Origin of the sequence: Burkholderia sp. AU6039, from assembly GCF_002223365.1 — a bacterium.
GTDB lineage: Bacteria > Pseudomonadota > Gammaproteobacteria > Burkholderiales > Burkholderiaceae > Burkholderia.
On sequence record NZ_NKFK01000005.1, the window covers coordinates 2,178,118 to 2,195,276 of the forward strand.

General features: G+C 65.7%; 13 protein-coding genes. 9 read left to right on the top strand and 4 right to left on the bottom strand.

All coding sequences use genetic code 11. The features are described from left to right. Positions 1 to 19 precede the first annotated feature (19 nt). Positions 20 to 2,701: a type VI secretion system ATPase TssH gene (tssH, locus tag CFB39_RS27470; protein ID WP_089475189.1), complete on the bottom strand. Its 2,682-nt coding sequence runs from the start codon at positions 2,699 to 2,701 to the stop codon at positions 20 to 22. A gap of 539 nt (positions 2,702 to 3,240) precedes the next feature. Here tssH and CFB39_RS27475 point away from each other — a divergent pair. The 6 genes from CFB39_RS27475 to CFB39_RS27500 are packed head-to-tail and all read left to right on the top strand — an operon-like array spanning position 3,241 to position 9,395. Beyond that, a complete protein-coding gene (locus CFB39_RS27475) occupies positions 3,241 to 3,891 on the top strand; it encodes a TagK domain-containing protein (protein ID WP_089475190.1) in 651 nt (216 codons plus the stop codon). After that, positions 3,888 to 4,739: a type VI secretion system accessory protein TagJ gene (locus tag CFB39_RS27480; protein WP_089475191.1), complete on the top strand. Its 852-nt coding sequence runs from the start codon at positions 3,888 to 3,890 to the stop codon at positions 4,737 to 4,739. The genes CFB39_RS27475 and CFB39_RS27480 overlap by 4 nt, the downstream gene beginning before the upstream one ends. Further along, positions 4,732 to 5,298 carry a type VI secretion system baseplate subunit TssE gene (gene tssE / locus CFB39_RS27485; RefSeq protein ID WP_089475192.1) on the top strand — a complete coding sequence of 189 codons (567 nt, stop codon included), beginning with the start codon at positions 4,732 to 4,734 and terminating at the stop codon, positions 5,296 to 5,298. The genes CFB39_RS27480 and tssE overlap by 8 nt, the downstream gene beginning before the upstream one ends. 37 nt (positions 5,299 to 5,335) lie before the next feature. Then, positions 5,336 to 7,225 carry a type VI secretion system baseplate subunit TssF gene (gene tssF, locus CFB39_RS27490; protein WP_089475193.1) on the top strand — a complete coding sequence of 630 codons (1,890 nt, stop codon included), beginning with the start codon at positions 5,336 to 5,338 and terminating at the stop codon, positions 7,223 to 7,225. After that, positions 7,225 to 8,280, top strand: a complete 1,056-nt coding sequence (tssG, locus tag CFB39_RS27495) for a type VI secretion system baseplate subunit TssG (protein WP_089475690.1) — start codon at positions 7,225 to 7,227, stop codon at positions 8,278 to 8,280. Before tssF ends, tssG begins: the two co-directional genes overlap by 1 nt. Continuing rightward, complete coding sequence (locus CFB39_RS27500; protein WP_089475194.1) at positions 8,277 to 9,395, top strand: ImpA family type VI secretion system protein; 1,119 nt, start codon at positions 8,277 to 8,279, stop codon at positions 9,393 to 9,395. The genes tssG and CFB39_RS27500 overlap by 4 nt, the downstream gene beginning before the upstream one ends. Before the next feature lie 50 nt (positions 9,396 to 9,445). Here the strand turns inward: CFB39_RS27500 and CFB39_RS27505 are convergent, their stop codons facing one another. The 3 genes from CFB39_RS27505 to CFB39_RS27515 all read right to left on the bottom strand — a co-directional run bounded on the left by CFB39_RS27505 (position 9,446) and on the right by CFB39_RS27515 (position 14,228). After that, positions 9,446 to 10,792 carry an AAA-associated domain-containing protein gene (locus CFB39_RS27505; RefSeq protein ID WP_089427123.1) on the bottom strand — a complete coding sequence of 449 codons (1,347 nt, stop codon included), beginning with the start codon at positions 10,790 to 10,792 and terminating at the stop codon, positions 9,446 to 9,448. A gap of 11 nt (positions 10,793 to 10,803) precedes the next feature. Further along, on the bottom strand, positions 10,804 to 12,558 hold the full coding sequence (locus CFB39_RS27510) for an ABC transporter permease subunit (protein ID WP_089475195.1): 1,755 nt from the start codon (positions 12,556 to 12,558) through the stop codon (positions 10,804 to 10,806). An 80-nt stretch (positions 12,559 to 12,638) separates the two neighbouring features. Then, positions 12,639 to 14,228 (bottom strand): inorganic phosphate transporter, encoded by a 1,590-nt coding sequence (locus CFB39_RS27515; protein ID WP_089475196.1) that lies wholly within the window; start codon positions 14,226 to 14,228, stop codon positions 12,639 to 12,641. Positions 14,229 to 14,483: 255 nt separating this feature from the next. On the opposite strand from CFB39_RS27515, the gene CFB39_RS27520 reads away from it, so the two are divergent. The 3 genes from CFB39_RS27520 (at position 14,484) to CFB39_RS27530 (ending at position 17,083) form a co-directional block, all read left to right on the top strand. Beyond that, the gene (locus CFB39_RS27520) at positions 14,484 to 15,428 is read left to right on the top strand and encodes a metallophosphoesterase (protein WP_089475197.1); all 945 of its coding nucleotides are present in this window, start codon (positions 14,484 to 14,486) and stop codon (positions 15,426 to 15,428) included. Positions 15,429 to 15,453: 25 nt separating this feature from the next. After that, entirely contained in the window at positions 15,454 to 15,786 is a 333-nt protein-coding gene (locus tag CFB39_RS27525) for a cupredoxin family copper-binding protein (protein ID WP_089475198.1), read from the top strand. Positions 15,787 to 15,943: 157 nt separating this feature from the next. Further along, the gene (locus CFB39_RS27530; protein WP_089475199.1) at positions 15,944 to 17,083 is read left to right on the top strand and encodes a patatin-like phospholipase family protein; all 1,140 of its coding nucleotides are present in this window, start codon (positions 15,944 to 15,946) and stop codon (positions 17,081 to 17,083) included. Positions 17,084 to 17,159: the final 76 nt, after the last annotated feature.

Genomic DNA, 17,159 nt, shown 5'->3' on the forward strand with positions numbered 1-17,159 from the left:
TGGTTGACGGATGTCGAGCTCAACCGCACGGCTCGACAAGATGAGAAGGGGTCGCCTCGAACGTCAGCGCCTGGGCAGGCGGTGCGGAGGCATCGGTCACGCCGATCGCGATGCGTGTGAGCGGCGCGCGTGATGCAAACGCGTCGAGCCAGAGCGCGGAAAGGCGCGGCAGCACGTGTTGTTCGATGAAGCCGATGAGCACGCGCGCACCGGTTTCCTGAACCAGGCAACGGCCGACGATATAGTCCACGACCGCGTCGTCGTAGACAAGCGCGATGTCGTGGCTGTCCGCCATGCGTTTCACGACGCGATCCAGATGCAGACGAACGATGCTGGCGAGCGCGTCGTCGGCAAGCGGCCGATACGGCACGACCGTCACACGCCCCATGAACGCCGCCGGAAATGCCTTCAGCAATTCCGGGGCAAGCGCGGCCCGCAGGCCGTCGAGATCGGGCGACAGTGCCCGATCCGCGCAGAGGCTCGTGCTCAGGTCGGCACCGACGTTGCTCGTCAGCAGGATGGTGGTATTCCGGAAATCGATATGGCGACCGTCGCCGTCTTCCATGTATCCCTTGTCGAACACCTGGAAGAACATTTCGTGCACGTCGCGATGCGCCTTCTCGATCTCGTCGAGCAGCACGACCGCGTAGGGGCGACGGCGCACCGCTTCGGTCAGCACACCGCCCTCGCCGTAGCCGACATAGCCGGGCGGCGCACCTTTCAGGCCCGACACGGTGTGCGCTTCCTGATACTCGCTCATGTTGATCGTGATCAGGTTCTGCTCGCCCCCGTACAGCGCCTCGGCAAGCGCCAGCGCGGTCTCGGTCTTGCCCACGCCGGACGGGCCGGCAAGCAGAAACACGCCCAGCGGCTTCTTCGGGTCGGTCAGGCCCGAGCGCGCGGTCTGCACGCGCTCGCCGATCAGGTGCAGCGCGTCGCGTTGCCCGATCACGCGGGTGCCCAGCGTTTCCGGCAAGCGGCGAACGGCGGCGATCTCGTCGGTGACCATGCGACCGACCGGAATGCCCGTCCAGTCCGAAACGATCTCGGCGACGATGGATTCGTCGACCTCGGGGAAGACGAGCGGCACGTCGCCCTGCAGCGCGGCCAGCGTTCGTTCAAGTTCGCGCAGCCGGTCGACCGACACCGGCGAATCTTCTGCGTTCGCGATCGCGGCTTCCCTTCCGGCGAGCAACGCCTGAGCGGCCGACACCTGCTCGCGCCAGCGATCCGCGATCGCCGCTTCCTCCGTCGCCAGCACGTCGATGCGCGTACGCACGCGATTCAACGCCTTGTCCGCGTCGAGGCCGATACGGGCCTCCTGCACCAGCAGCACTTCTTCGGCATGCGCGGCCGCCAGGCGTTGCCGCACGTCGTCGAGCTCGCGGGGCGTCGCGTGCTGCGACAGTGCGACGCGCGCGCACGCAGTGTCGAGCAGGCTGATCGCCTTGTCGGGCAACTGGCGAGACGGAATATAGCGATGCGACAGCGTCACTGCGGCACGGATCGCTTCGTCCCGCACGACGACGCCGTGATGCGACGAGAACGTCGGCACGAGCCCGCGCGCCATGTCGGTCGCGGCCGCCTCGGACGGCTCCGCGACCTGCAATACCTGAAAGCGTCGGGTCAGCGCCGGATCCTTCTCGATATGCCGCTTGTATTCGGCCCAGGTCGTCGCACCGATCGTGCGGATCGTGCCGCGCGCAAGGGCCGGCTTCAGGAGGTTGGCCGCATCGCCGGTGCCGGCCTGCCCGCCCGCGCCGATCAGCGTATGGATTTCGTCGACGAACAGGATGACAGGCGCCGCCGATCGTGCTGCCGCCTCGAGCACGCCCTTCAGGCGAGCCTCGAACTCCCCCTTCATGCTCGCCCCTGCGAGAAGCGCGCCGACATCGAGACTCAGCAATCGGACGTCCGCAAGATTCGGCGGCACGTTGCCCGATGCAATTGCCCGTGCCAGCCCCTCCACCACGGCCGTCTTGCCGACCCCGGCCTCGCCGGTGACCAGCGGATTGTTCTGTCGCCGACGCAGCAGCACGTCGATCATGGTACGGATCTCGAGCTCGCGGCCGATGACGGGATCGATTTCACCGGCGCGGGCCCGCGCGGTGAGATCCAGGCAGTACTGCTCGAGGGAGTTGCCCTTCGACACGCCGGATACGGCGCCCGATGCCTCGCCCGGCAGGGCCGGTGCAAGTTCGCTGCGATCGTACGGCCCGTCGGCTGCCTCCGGTGACCCGTCGATCCAGGCGGGAAGGACATCGCCAAGCTCATCCACCGAGATCTTGCCGAATTCGGGGGAAATCGCGAGAAGTACGCGCCGCAGTTCGGGGGTCGACACGAGCGCCGCAACCAGCCATGCACCACGCACGTGACAGTCGCCATGACCGAGGGTTGCCAGCACCCAGCCGCGTTCGATGGCCGCTTCGATATGCCAGGAAAAATCGCTGATCGAACTCGCGCCGGCCGGCAACGCAGCCAGCGCCCGCGCGAGATCACGCTCGAGCACGCCGCGATCGATCTCCGCATGGCGCACGATCCGTTGCAGATCGCCGTCCGGTTGCTGGAGCAGTTGGTGCAGCCAATGGACAAGTTCGACGAACGGGTTCCCGCGCAGCTTGCAGAAACTCGTTGCCGACTCGATTCCCCGGTAAAGCTCGACCCCGAGCTTGCCGAACAAGGTCTGGCGTGAAATGTTCATGGTGGTCTTGTTTTGTTTGTTTGCGTGTCGCGAACGAATCCGTCGGCACAATAAGGAATCCTCTATTGATTCCATGCCAGACGAGACATCAAACGCTCGATACACACTTCTCTCTCCGGTTCGAAAAAGACGGCCACTCGAATCAGGAGCCGCATTATCGACACGAAACAACAATTACGTCAACGCATTAATTTCAGTATCGACTTCAAATAAAGAATTAGGACAAGTCTTATATTTCGTCGATTCTAAATTCGCGCAAATGCGCCCGACCGGCCACATAGAAGCCGCGAACACCTCATCAAACACTTACACCCAATCCATTGTTATTTCGAGATAAATGCGGACACTCCATGACCATCAATGTAAACAAACGACCTTATCTTTTTGATTGAAATCAGATTTCAATTTAACCATTGCAATTTTTTACAATCAATTTCCAAACTCATCTCCCTACATTTATCGTCCGAGCACTTTTTTGAGATGAAAGATTCATCGATACTCGCGTTTCATTTTCGGATCTTTCGCTATCGACCTTGTTCATGCGCCTCCTTCGCCTGCCCTGGCCTCGTCGGTCGGACACGTCGCTCGCCGTGCCCGCACCGGCGATTGCACGCTCGCAGCCCGTTGCCGACACATCGTCGCTGCACGACGCCCTCGGTCCCGCTCGCATCGATGACAACATGCTCGGCCTCCTAGGTATCGGCATCCGGGACCGTGCTGCGGCCTATCCACCTGCCGCAGCGGACACGGCCGGCATCGACGCCGACCACACCGATGCGCTGATCGATGCGCTTCATGCGCAGTACTGGCGCACCCTGACCGACCCCGGCGCGTCGATCGCTTCGGCGGGTGCCCCGTCGATAGACGACACGCTCCCGCCCGAGATCGCCCCGGATCACCTGCGCGATGCGCATGCCTGCGAAAAGCCTGGGCGCGCTGATTCGATCGAGACGCTCCTGTCCGGCAATCGAACGCTCGAGGATGCCTTCGGTCATCTGGACGGCCAGTTGGAACCGGTGACCGATGGCGAGTCCGTTCAGGAGATCCTGCACCTGTTCGCGCCGCCCGAATTCCATGCCGAGGCCGCGCGGCGCGCCCCCGCACCACCTCCGCCGCTCACCCGGCGCGAGCACCATGCGCTGTCCGTCGACAGCCCGCTGGCCGCGCCCTTGCGCAAGGACCAACCATGATCCGACTCGCCACCACCGATACGCCCACCGCGCAGAGCGCGGACGACCTCCCGCTCGTCGACCAGATCGCACGCATCGAAGCACGCATCCGTTCGCAACCGACGACCGCCACCCATCGGTGGGCGCTGTTCCAGCTGCTGTGCATCGTCGGCGAGTGGTCACGCGCGATCCAGCAACTGCAGGTTTGGGCGCAACTCGAACCGGGGCAGGCCCGAACCGCGCAGATGTATCGCGACCTGATCCGTGCCGAACGGTGGCGGGCAAAGGTGGCTGAGGGCCGGGAACGCCCGGGTTGCGTCCTTGCATCACCGCCCTGGATCGATGCACTGCTGGACGCGATCCGCCACGCGGCCGACGGGCAGGTCGAACAGGCCGACACCCTCCGCGAGGCGGCGTTCCAGGCCGCGCCGGACGTTCCGCTCGTCGCGCGACAAGGCCATGCCGCATGGATCGCGGACAGCGACGCCCGTTTCGGCCCGGTCTGCGAAATCATCACGGGCGGACACTATCGCTGGGTGCCGTTGGCCGATCTGGCGGCATGGCGCGTGTCGCAGCCGGTGCAACCGATCGATCTGGTCTGGGCGCCGTGCGCACTCACCCTCGTCGACGGGAGCCTCGTCCGCGGCTTCATGCCGGCCCGCTATCCGGGTTCGGAAACCGGCAGCGACACCGTGCGCGTTGGACGCGAAACCCGCTGGCGCGACCTCGGCCGCACGGGTGTCGTCGCGCTCGGGCAGAAAACCTGGACAACGGACCTAGGCGACTTCAGCCTGTTCGAGCTGGCTCACGCCGAGTTCGGCTCGCGTGCTGCGCCTGCCGCGATCGACGCGGATCAAGCCCATGACTGAGCGCCGGAAACAGCAGCCGGGTACCGACGCGCCGGCCACACGGACGCCGCGACGAGCCAGCTCGCATCTGCTGCCGACGCTGCTCGATCGCCTGCGCGACGATGCACCGCATCGGCAGACCGAGGCCCCGGAGGAATACACGGTGACGCGCAAACAAATGCGCGACATCGTGCAGCGCGATCTCGCGTATCTGCTCAACACGACGAGTATCGAAGACCGGATCGATCGCGATCGCCATCCGCAAGCGGCTGCGTCGACCGTGAATTTCGGCGTCCCGCCGCTCGCCGGCACGTTTATCGCCTCGCGTCAGTGGAACGACGTCGAAAAGATGATCAGCCGGGCCATCGGCGATTTCGAGCCGCGCCTGATTCCGAATTCGCTGGTGGTCGCGCCCCGTACTCACGCCGACGCCGATTCCGCGGGCGAACATCACAATGTGCTCGCCTTCGAAGTGCGCGGCCTGATTCACATGGATCCGTATCCGCTCGAATTCATGGTGCAAAGCTCGCTGGATCTCGAAACGAGCGAAATCCGGATCACGGGCATGCGCGCCGGCTGAGCGCGGCGCACACAACGACCACAACGAGGCCTCTCCGATGGACCCGCGACTGCTCGACTACTACAACCAGGAACTCATCTACATGCGCGAGCTCGCCGCCGAGTTCGCGCATGCGCATCCGAAGATCGCGCGCCGGCTCGGCATGCAGGCCGGCGAAGTGGCGGACCCTTACGTCGAGCGGCTGATCGAATCGTTCAGCTTCATGGCTGCGCGCACGCAGATCAAGCTGGACGCGGAGTTTCCGCGCTTCACGGAACGCTTGCTCGAGGTCATCTACCCGAACTACGTCGCGCCGACCCCGTCGATCTCGATCGCCCGCCTGTATCCCGGGAAGTCCGAAGGCAGTCTGGCCGGCGGCTATCGCCTTGAGCGCGGGACCGCGTTCACCGCGAAGGTTCCCGATGGAGAACGCACGGCATGCCAGTTCACGAGCGGGCAGGACGTCACGCTGTGGCCGCTCACGATCACCGAAGCGCGGCTGACAGGCATTCCACCGGACATCCCGGCGCTGGAGCGTTATGGCCCGCCCGACAGGCAAGTGCGCGGCGCGCTGCGGATCAGGCTCGCGACCACGGGGAACATGCGGATCGCCGACCTGAAAGGACTCGAGCGGCTTCCGGTGTATCTGGCAGGCGACGAACAGGTCGCCTCGCACCTGTTCGAGTTGCTGCATGCGGGCGGAATGGCCTCCGTTATCGGCGCGCCCGGGGAATTCGGCACGCCCGGCCGCCCGCTTGCGGCCGTCATGGAAAACGCGATCGAACACGAAGGATTGAGCATCGATCAAAGCCTGTTGCCGCTCAACTGGGCCAAATTCCACGGGCACAACCTGCTGCATGAATACTTCGCGTGCCCCGCGCGGTTCTGGTTTTTTGCGTTGAACGGCCTTGCCGAGGGCTTTTCGCGGGTCAAGGGCAGAGAGGTCGAGATCGTCGTGCTGCTCGACCGGGTGCCCGGCCCACTCGCCAATCTCGTCGATGCCTCGCGCTTCGCACTCTTCTGCACGCCCGTCATCAATCTGTTCGGCAAACATACCGACCGGGTCGAGATCTCGCCGCGCGACACCGAATTCCATCTGGTGCCGGCGAGACTCACGCCGCTCGACTACGAGGTGTTCTCGGTCCGCACCGTCTACGGGCAGGTCGCCACGACGTCTTCCGAACTCGAGTTCCGGCCGCTTTATCAGACGCTGAACAATGATGAAGGCAATCACGGTCGTTACTTTTCGGTGCGGCGCGAGCGGCGCCTGTTGTCCGATTCGGCACGCCGTTACGGCACGCGCACGCCTTACGTGGGGACGGAGGTGTTTCTCTCGCTCGTCGACCAGGCAGAGGCACCGTACGGCGAAAACATTCGCTTCCTGTCGGTCGAGGCACTGTTGACGAACCGCGATCTCGCCACGCTCGTGCCGCGCAACGGCGTGCACGACCTGGAAACGGCGCAGTCCGCGCCAGTCGACAGCATCGGCCTGATCCGGCCGCCGAGCGCACCGCTGCCGCCTTATGCCGAGCGGGAAATGGCGTGGCGCCTGATCCGCCAGTTGAACTTCAACTATCTGCCGCTCGAAGCACTCGATCACCGGGAGGGCGGTCAAGGCCTGCGCGATCTGCTACGTCTGTACCTCGTGGATGGCGACTCCGGGCAGGGCCGTCAGGTCGAGAGCCTCGTGGGCGTGAAGACGCGCCCCGTCACGCGTAAGCTGCCGGGAACCGGCCCGATGACTTTCGGCCGCGGCATCGAATGTGCGCTGACCGTCGACGAGACAGGCTTCTCGGGCGTCAGCCCCTATCTCTTCGGGGTAATCCTCGAGCATTGGCTCGCGCGGCACGTCTCGATCAACAGCTTCACGCAGACGGAGTTGCACTCGATGCAACGCGGCCGGATCGCGCGATGGCCGGCGCGCACGGGCACGCGCGGAGCACTGTGATGAAGCGCGCCACACACCCCACGCTGTCGCCCGAACTGCTCGAATCCTTGCAGGCCGAACCCTGGCGCTTCGGATTCCTGTCGTTGCTGCGGCGGATCGGCGCGAACCCGGCGGTCGATCCGATCGGCACTGCACGCCGGCCACGAGCCGAACCGTTCAGGCTCGGCCAACAGCCAAGCCTGGCCTTCCCGCCGCGGGAAATCGCGAGCGCGCACGAGACGGCCGGGCAACTCAAGGTGCGGCTGTTCGGTCTCGGCATGCTGGGGCCCAACGGTCCATTGCCGATCCACGTTACCGAGATCGCGAAGGACCGGGAAAGCAGCCGCCGCGACACGACCACGGTCGACTTCTTCGATATCTTCCATCATCGGTTCTTCACCCTGTTCTATCGGGCCTGGGCTTCCGCGCAGGCGGCTGCGGGTCTCGACCGAAAACACGACGAGCACTTCTCGTTCTATATCGCCAGCCTCGCCGGTCAAGCGGTCGGCGAAATCGACCGACGCCCGCTTCCGTCACATGCGCGCCTCGCTGCGTCGGCCCATCTCGTTCGCGAATCGCGCAATCCGGACGGGCTGCGCACCACGCTCGAACACTACTTCGGTGTCCCGGTCGCCGTCGAGGAAAACGTCTTTCACTGGATTGAAATCGATCCAGCCGACTGCGGGCGCATCGGGTACCCAGGCGCTGCCGCCACGATGGGCCGGGGCGCGGTGCTCGGGCGTGTCGCACCGGATCGCCAGCACCGGTTCCGCATCGTGATCGGCCCCGTCGATCTGGACGCCTACCTGCGCTTCACGCCGCAAGGCGAGGACCTGCCGCGACTCGTCGAGTGGGTTCGGGCCTTCGTCGGCCACGAGCTCGAGTGGGAACTGGAGCTTCGCATCAAGCCCGAGAGCGCGCCGCCAGCCGTCATGGGCGGCCGGCAGCGCATGGGCTGGTCCGGATGGCTGGGCCGCCCCGCGACCGACAAGCCGATCACCGGCATGCGCTTCGAGCCAGAACGCCATGCACGCCATTTCAATCATCGCGCCCCTGCCTCCGAACCTCGACCATGAGCAAGCAATCCTCTCCCGCCTCGAACAAGCGTGGCCGTGCGCCCGTCGCCGATACACCGCATGACGACTGGCTGGCGCCGTTGAGCGGCACGGAACCGTGCGGCCCGGATCTCGAATACGACCATGATTTCGTGGTGCTGTTTGCCGGCACCGCACCCAGACAGGATGTGCAGTACGGCACATTCGTCGGTTCGCCCGAACCGCTGAACTGGAGCGAGACCGAGCGGGACTGCCGGCGGCTGATGACGCGCACGAAGGACATACGCGTTGCCGTGCTGCATACGCGCTGCCGCACGCGCCTGGGCGGCGTCGCAGGCCTGTCGGAAGGCATGCGGTTACTGGCGGCGTGGTTGCAGGCCTTTCCGGAGCAGGTCCATCCGCAGGCCGATGCCGACAACGATCGCCATGCCGCGCTGGAGATGCGCATGAACGCGCTGCAGGCGCTGTCGGATCCGGAAGGGTTGCTGGCCGATGTGCGGGAAATCGTATTGACACGATCGACTGCCACCCGGTTGCAGGTTCGTGACGTCGAGCGCGCGTTCGCGCATCCGCGTCCCGCCGACGCGCTCGCGCCCGATTCGGTCACCCTGCAATTGCAGAACCTGCGGGAACAACAGCCGTCGACGATGAAGGCCTTCGACGATGCGATCTCGAGCCTCTCCGCTATCGATTCGTGGTGCTCGACGCACCTCGAGACGTATCTGCCGGATTTTTCCCCGTTGATCCGCCTGCTCAAGCTCTTTCAGGCAGGCGAACCGCAGGTCGACAGCCGATCCGGCTCCTTGCATGCGGTCGAACACGAGGCACGCGATACGCCGGTGTTGGCGGCGCTCGACGAAACGGCCACAGCGCCGGCAGGTCCGGACGGCGAGGAGGAGGCTGTGCCAACCCCGACGTCCTTTGCCGCGCCCGGCCCCCTTGCGCCAACGGACCGGCAGGCAGCGTTGGCGCTGATCTGCACGGCACGCAACTGGTTCGAAATCAACGAACCGAGCAGCCCCATCCCGGTGCTGCTCAAACGCGCCGAACAATTCGTCGGAAAGCGCTACGTCGATGTCGTCAGGGCCATTCCGCCGGAGCTTCTCGCTCAATGGGAAGAGGCAGACGGCTCATGATGGCATCCCGTCACGGTCGTGCGTGACGGGATGCCGTGCGTGCTCGACGATCAGCTCTCGACATCCTCGAGACTGAACACCTCGGTCTTGTCGTTATACGAGAACACTTCCCCGTAACGCCCCCAGTCGATCACCGCATCGAGCGTTTCCTCAGCAGCTTCGTCCGACAGGAAATCCTCCAGTTCCTGCTCGAACCGCACGCGCGGCGCCCTATGGCCTGGGCGCTCGTTCAACACCTTCCGAATACGCGCAGCAAGCGGCACGTGCTTCAGCAAATGATCCGCGAACATCAGCTTGCGCTCCTGCGTGCCGAATTCCGCGAACACGCGTGCCGGCGGCGTGAGGAACACGTCCCCTTCGCGCACGTCCGCGAAGCCGAGGTACTGCAGCACTTCGGCGATCGGGAACAGGTCGTCGACTTCCAGATGCAGCGTGCGTGCGATTTCCGGCATGTCCGCGCGGCCGTGGTAAGGCGCCATTGCGAGCGTCTCGATCAGGCCGGCCATCAGGTTGGTCGACACCTGCGGCAGCCAGCTGCCGAGCTCGAGCCCCTTCTTCGTCGCCTCGCCGGTCTGGCGGGCCGTCATCTTCGCGTAGATGTCGTCGACGAGCTTGCGGAACGCCGGGTCGAGCCGGTTGCGCGGATGCTTGAACGGCACCTTGATCTCGGCGATCACGCGGCCCGGGTTCGACGACAGCACGAGGATCCGGTCGCACATGAACACCGCTTCCTCGATGTTGTGCGTGACGATCAGCACCGACTTGATCGGCATCCGACCTTGCGTCCACAGATCGAGCAGGTCGGTACGCAGCGTCTCGGCCGTCAGCACGTCGAGCGCGGAGAACGGCTCGTCCATCAGCAGGATCGTCGGGTCGACGACGAGCGCGCGCGCAAAGCCCACGCGCTGGCGCATGCCGCCCGACAGCTCGCGCGGGTACGCGTTCTCGAAGCCGTCGAGACCGATCAGGTCGATCGCGGCCAGCGCACGCTCGCGCCGCTCGCGTGCGCCGACGCCGAGCGCCTCGAGGCCGGCTTCCACGTTCTGCAGCACGGTGAGCCACGGGAACAGCGCGAAGGTCTGGAACACCATCGCGACGCCTTCGGCCGGGCCGCGCAGCGGCTGGCCGAGATAGGTCACCTCGCCGCCGGTCGGCTCGATCAGCCCGGCGATGATGCGCAACAGCGTCGACTTGCCCGAGCCGGAACGGCCGAGCAGCCCGACGATCTCGCCTTCGCGCAGCGACAGGTTCGCATCGTCGAGCACGAGCAATTCGCCCTGCGACTTGTTGAAGCCGCGGTTCACATGCTCGACGCGCAGGATTTCGTCACCGAGGCGCGGCGGCTGCAGCGGCTGGGACGTCTTGGCGGGGGCGTTGATAACGGTCGAATTTTGCATCGCGCTTACTCTCAATCGAGACGGAGCCGGGATTCCGCATAGGCGTACATCGGACGCCACAGCAGACGGTTGAACAGGGTAACGAACAGGGACATCACGGCGATGCCCAGGATGATCTTCGGAAAATCGCCGGCGGCGGTGGTCTGCGCGATATACGAACCCAGGCCGTGAGCCACGACCTTCGTGTCGCCCCACTGCACGAACTCGGACACGATGCTCGCGTTCCACGCGCCGCCCGATGCGGTGATGGCGCCCGTCACGTAGTACGGGAAGATGCCGGGCAGGATCGCCTGCCGCCACCACTGCCAGCCGCGGATGCGGAAATTCTTCGTCGCTTCCTTGTAGTCGTTCGGATAGGACATCGCACCGGCGATCACGTTGAAGAGGATGTACCACTGCGTGCCGAGCACGATCAGCGGCGACAGCCAGATGTCCGCGTTCAGGTGGAAACGGACGATCACGATCACGAACACCGGGAACAGCAGGTTCGCCGGGAACGCGGCAAGGAACTGCGCGAGCGGCTGGATCTTCTCGGCCAGCGCGGGGCGCAGCCCGATCAGCACGCCGAGCGGCACCCAGACCACCGACGCGATCGCGATCAGCACCAGCACGCGCAGCAGCGTGATGAGACCGAGCACGAGCACGTGCCCGACTTCGCCCATCGTCACGCCGGTCGCGACGAACGTGACGACACGCCACACGACGTACGCCGTCAGCAGGATCACGAACGCGCCCCACACGATGTCGCCGATGCGCGACGCGCCGCGCGACGATGCACCGCGCGCACGCGTGCTCGTCAGCGACGGAAAGCGCAGCGGAATCCGCGCGGCCTGCGACAGCAGCCAGCCCGCCGGCACGAGCAGCTGATGGATCAGGTGCGTGCGGCGCATCATGTCGAGCAGCCAGGATTGCGGCGCATCGCCCGACGCGGTGTTCTCCATCCGGAACTTGTCGGCCCACGCGACGAGCGGACGGAACAGGAACTGGTCATAGGCGAGGATCACGACCGACATCGCGACGATCACCCAGCCCACCGCGCCGAGATTCTTGTCCGAGATCGCCTGCGCGAGATAGGCGCCGATGCCCGGCAGCGTGATGGTCTGGTTGCCGACGGTGATGGCTTCCGATGCGACGACGAAGAACCAGCCGCCCGACATCGACATCATCATGTTCCAGATCAGCCCCGGCATCGAGAACGGCACCTCGAGCTTCCAGAAGCGTTGCCACGGCGTCAGGTGAAAGCCGCGCGACACTTCGCTCAGGTCGCGCGGCACCGTGCGCAGCGACTGGTAGAAGCTGAACGTCATGTTCCACGCCTGGCTCGTGAAGATCGCGAAGATCGCGGCCAGCTCCGCACCGAGCACGCGACCCGGAAACAGCGCGAGGAAGAACGTGACGGTAAACGAGATGTAGCCGAGCACCGGCACCGACTGCAGGATGTCGAGGATCGGGATCAGCACCATGCCCGCACGCCGGCTTTTCGCGGCGAGCGTGCCGTAGACGAGCGTGAACACGAGCGACGCGACCATCGCGGCGAGCATCCGCAGCGTGGTGCGCAACGCGTATTCGGGCAGGTTCGACGGGGCGAGCGAGATCTTCTGCGTCTGCAGCACGCCGATCGGCGCCATCGTCTGGTGGAAGCCGACGATCGCCATCGCGAGTATGCCGATGATCAGCGGAAACGCGACCACGTCCCAGCGGTTGGGCAGCACGCGCCACGCGGACGCGTTGGCGGTGCGATTCGGATCGAAGAAACTGATATCCATCGGTAGCGTCTTGTGTTGAATTGAAAATCGATGGGTCCAGCCGCGTGCCGCGCGGCCGGGCGTCGCGCCCCCGGCGCGAATCAGAACAGCCCGTGCAGCAGCCAGTACAGGGCGGCGGACAGCGCGATCGACGCGGGCAGCGTCAGCACCCACGCGAGCACGAGGTTGCGCACCGTATTCCAGCGCAGGCCCGCGCCGCTGGCCGTCATCGTGCCGGCCACGCCCGACGCGAGCACGTGCGTCGTCGACACCGGCAGCCCGTACGCGTCGGCCATCCCGATCGTCAGCATCGCGACGGCCTCGGCCGATGCGCCCTGCCCGTATGTCAGGTGCGACTTGCCGATCTTCTCGCCGACCGTCACGACGATCCGCTTCCACCCGACCATCGTGCCGAGGCCGAGCGCGATCGCGACCGCGACCTTCACCCAGGTCGGGATGAATTTCGTCGCGCGGTCCATCTGCTTCTTGAACGCTTCGAGCGCGCTCGCGTCCTCGACCGAGAACGCCGGCGCCTTCGCCTTCTCCATCAGCCGGATCGCCTCGGATGCGACGTACATGTTGTTGCGCACGTTGTCGACGAGGTTCTGCGGCACGCTCGAGATGCCGCCGGCCTGCGCGACCTGGTCGGCGATGGTGTCGGTGAGCTTGCCCAGTGCGGGAATCGTCGCCGGCGTCAGCTTGTGCGTGCGCACGTAGGCCTCGACATCGGCGCGCGGGTCGGTCGACCGGGCAGCCGGGTCCGCATATTTGACAAGCGTCGTCGACGCGTGGCGCGCCACCGCGACGAACGTGCTCGTCTGATCGGGCGTCACGGCCTTGTTCAGCGCATACGCGGTCGGCATCACGCCGATCAGGATCAGCATGATCAGCCCCATGCCCTTCTGCCCGTCGTTCGAGCCGTGCGCGAACGACACGCCCGTGCAGGTGAGGATCAGCAGCAGGCGGATCCAGAACGGCGGCGGCTTGTTGCCCTTCGGCTCCTGGTACAGCGCCGGCACGCGCACGAGCGCCTTCAGGAGCAGCAGCACGAGCGCGGACAGCACGAAGCCGATCAGCGGCGAGAACAGCAGCGCCTTGCCGACGCCGAGCGCCTGGTTCCAGTCGACGCCGCTCGTGCCCGACGGGCCGCTGACGATCTGGTTCATCAAACCGACGCCGATGATCGAGCCGACGAGCGTGTGCGAACTCGACGACGGCAACCCGAAATACCAGGTCGCGAGGTTCCACGTGACGGCCGCGATCAGCAGCGAGAACACCATCGCGAAGCCCGAGCCGCTGCCCACCTGCAGGATCAGCTCGACCGGCAGCAACTGCAGGATCCCGAACGCGACGGCGCCGCTCGACACGAGCACGCCGAACAGGTTCCAGAGGCCGGACCACACGACGGCGAGGTGCGGGTCGAGCGAGTGTGTATAGATGACGGTCGCGACCGCGTTCGCGGTGTCGTGGAAGCCGTTGACGAATTCGAAGCCGAGCGCGATCAGCAGCGCGACGATCAGCAGCAGGAACGGGAGGACCGAGCTTTCCTTGACGGGACTGAGGTCGGCGCTCAGGTGGATACCGACGTAGACGATGCCGCAGGCAATGATCAGAAAGAACAGCGCGAGGCTGACGATGCGCGTGCGGGTGCTGACCGCACCACTGGTTTCCGTTGCCGCGAGATTCGGCATGAAGGGGCTCCGGATAGGTGACTCGGAGTGGCAGGCTATCGATCGGTCGTGACGCAAATGTGACGTGTCACTTACAGGACATTGACAGGTCATCCGACAGGCATCCCGGATCGCCGCGCAAGCCGCAAACACGGGCGTTCGACCTTGTAACTGGCGGGAATAAATTCGCCGCTGCGCCGGTATGGCACACGAAGGCGCCGGCTTATTCCAGGACGATCCGGCCGTCCGGTTTCGTCACACGAATGCGAGGCTCACATGTCTTCATCGACCCCCACCAACCCGTCGCGCCGCAAGGCCCTGCAGTGCATGGCCTTCGGCGGCCTCGGCACGCTGTTTACGCTGTCGGGCGGCATCCTGACGCCGTTCGACCTCGCGCTCGCGCAGACCGGCGACGCGCTGCCGGCCAACGCGGGCCGCCCGCTGTTCGTGCAGATCAGCGACACGCACATCGGCTTCAACAAGGACGCGAACCCCGACGTATCGGCCACGCTGAAGCAGACGATCGACCTCGTCAACGGCATGCCGGCGATGCCCGCGCTGGCCATCCATACCGGCGACATCACGCACCTGTCCAAGCCCGAGGAGTTCGACCACGCGTCGCAACTGCTCGCCGCGCTGCGCGTGCCGGAACTGCATACGGTGCCCGGCGAGCACGACGTCACCGACGGTTCGGGCGCCGAATATTTCGGGCGATTCGGCAAGGCGTCGGACAACCGCGGCTATTACAGCTTCGATCACGCCGGCGTGCACTTCATCGGCCTCGTCAACGTGATGCACTTCAAGCCGAACGGGCTCGGCAGCTTCGGCGACGACCAGCTCGCGTGGCTCGCGCAGGATCTCAAGGGCCGCTCGTCGAGCACGCCGATCGTCGTGTTCTCGCACATGCCGATGTGGACCATCTACGAGCCGTGGGGCTGGGGCACCGGCGACGCGCCGCAGACGATGGCGCTGCTGCGCCGCTTCGGTTCGGTCACCGTATTGAACGGGCACATCCACCAGATCGTGTCGAAGGTCGAGGGCAACGTGACGTTCCACACCGCGCGCTCCACCGCGTTCCCGCAACCGACGGCCGGCAACGGCCCGGGCCCCGTGCCGCTCACCGTGCCGCGCGACCGGCTGCCGTCGATGCTCGGCGTGACGACCGTCGAATTCGCCGGCCATCCGGTCGCGTCGTCGCTGCGCGATGCGACGCTGGCCTGACGCACTGAATCCAAGGGAGACCGACATGACCCGTTTCAAGCGATCCAGCCTCATCGCGGCGCTGCTCCTGTGCGCCACCGCCCCGCTCAGCGCGTTCGCGCAGGGCCCCGACGGCACGCTCGTGACGATCCGCAACTTCATGTTTTCGCCGATGTCGACGACGATCAAGGCCGGCACGACGATCACGTGGAAGAACCTCGACGGAGAGCCGCACACGGTCGTCAACGATGCCGGCATCTTTCACTCGAGCGCACTCGACCAGAACGATACCTACTCGTTCCGCTTCGACAAGCCGGGCGTCTACAAGGTGTTCTGCGGGATTCACCCGTACATGAAGGAGACCATCACGGTCGAATGACGCGGCGCGTCACGACACGCGCTCGAGGGTCGGAAGCGACTGACGTCGAATCGAACGCGGCCGCCCGTTGCACTGCGGGCGGCCCTGCGCCGTCGATCGCCTAAACTGAATCGAACCGTTCGTACCCGACCCACTATCACACGCAGCGAGGCCAGCCATGACCGCGAGCCAGCCGGCACGCATGGATCTCCCCGGGCAAGTGGTGCTCGTGCTCCAGGGCGGCGGCGCACTGGGCGCCTTCCAGCTCGGCGTCTTTCAGGCGATGGACGAAGCCGGCATCCGGCCCGACTGGGTGGTCGGGACGTCGATCGGCGCGATCAACGCGGCGCTGATCGCCGGGAACCCGCCAGCGCAGCGTTACGAGAAGCTGTCGGCATTCTGGCGCCGCGTGACCGAACGGACCCGTTTCGACACTGGGCCGCTGCTGCCCGGCTGGAACCGGACGCTGGCCGAACTGATGATCATCGGCGGCGGCATCGCGGGATTCTTCCAGCCCAATCCGGCCTCCTGGCTCGGGCCGATGGTCCGCCTCGGCGTCGATCGCGCGTCGTATTACCGGATCGCGCCGCTGCGCGACACCCTTGCGTCGCTGATCGATCCCGAGCTGCTGAACGCGGGCCACCCGCGCCTGACCGTCAGCGCGGTCAATGCGTGCTCGGGCACGATGCGCTATTTCGATTCCCGCGATACGCGACTGGCGCTCGAGCACATCATGAGCTCCGGCGCGCTACCGCCCGCATTCCCGGCGATCAGGATCGACGGCGAACCGTACTGGGATGGTGGCGTGTATTCGAACACGCCGGTCGAGGTCGTGCTCGACGACAATCCGCGCCGCAGCTCGATCATCTTCTCGGTCCAGATGTGGAACCCGGCCGGCCCCGAGCCCCAGAGCATCTGGCAGGTGTCGGAGCGGCAGAAGGACATCCAGTACGCGAGCCGCACCGACAGCCACATCGCGCGCCAGCAGCAAATTCACCGGCTGCGCCACGTGATCCGCGAGCTGGCCCGGCACGTGCCGGAGGCCGAACGCGCGTCGCCGGCCGTGCGCCGGCTCACCGCGTGGGGATGCGAAACCACGATGCATCTGATCAAGCTCGCGGCGCCGCGACTCGCCGACGACAATCAGTTCAAGGACATCGATTTCACGCCGGCCGGCATCGAGGCCCGCCGGCAAGCCGGCTACGAGGCCGCACAACGGGCCATCGCGGCGCGTCCGTGGGATACGCCGACGGACCCGACGGAAGGCCTGACGGTATTCGACGCCAGCGGGCCGCCGATCACGGAAGATCCGGCGTGATACGCGGCGCCGCTATCGCGCGCCGAGCGTTTCGGCTCGATCAGGCGCGACCAGCCTGAAGCCGGGCACGGCCGGC

Coding starts and splice junctions, on each gene's coding strand:
- tssH (WP_089475189.1), bottom strand. CDS start 2,701: ATGAACATTTCACGCCAGACCTTGTTCGGCAAGCTCGGGGTCGAGCTT.
- CFB39_RS27475 (WP_089475190.1), top strand. CDS start 3,241: ATGCGCCTCCTTCGCCTGCCCTGGCCTCGTCGGTCGGACACGTCGCTC.
- CFB39_RS27480 (WP_089475191.1), top strand. CDS start 3,888: ATGATCCGACTCGCCACCACCGATACGCCCACCGCGCAGAGCGCGGAC.
- tssE (WP_089475192.1), top strand. CDS start 4,732: ATGACTGAGCGCCGGAAACAGCAGCCGGGTACCGACGCGCCGGCCACA.
- tssF (WP_089475193.1), top strand. CDS start 5,336: ATGGACCCGCGACTGCTCGACTACTACAACCAGGAACTCATCTACATG.
- tssG (WP_089475690.1), top strand. CDS start 7,225: ATGAAGCGCGCCACACACCCCACGCTGTCGCCCGAACTGCTCGAATCC.
- CFB39_RS27500 (WP_089475194.1), top strand. CDS start 8,277: ATGAGCAAGCAATCCTCTCCCGCCTCGAACAAGCGTGGCCGTGCGCCC.
- CFB39_RS27505 (WP_089427123.1), bottom strand. CDS start 10,792: ATGCAAAATTCGACCGTTATCAACGCCCCCGCCAAGACGTCCCAGCCG.
- CFB39_RS27510 (WP_089475195.1), bottom strand. CDS start 12,558: ATGGATATCAGTTTCTTCGATCCGAATCGCACCGCCAACGCGTCCGCG.
- CFB39_RS27515 (WP_089475196.1), bottom strand. CDS start 14,228: ATGCCGAATCTCGCGGCAACGGAAACCAGTGGTGCGGTCAGCACCCGC.
- CFB39_RS27520 (WP_089475197.1), top strand. CDS start 14,484: ATGTCTTCATCGACCCCCACCAACCCGTCGCGCCGCAAGGCCCTGCAG.
- CFB39_RS27525 (WP_089475198.1), top strand. CDS start 15,454: ATGACCCGTTTCAAGCGATCCAGCCTCATCGCGGCGCTGCTCCTGTGC.
- CFB39_RS27530 (WP_089475199.1), top strand. CDS start 15,944: ATGACCGCGAGCCAGCCGGCACGCATGGATCTCCCCGGGCAAGTGGTG.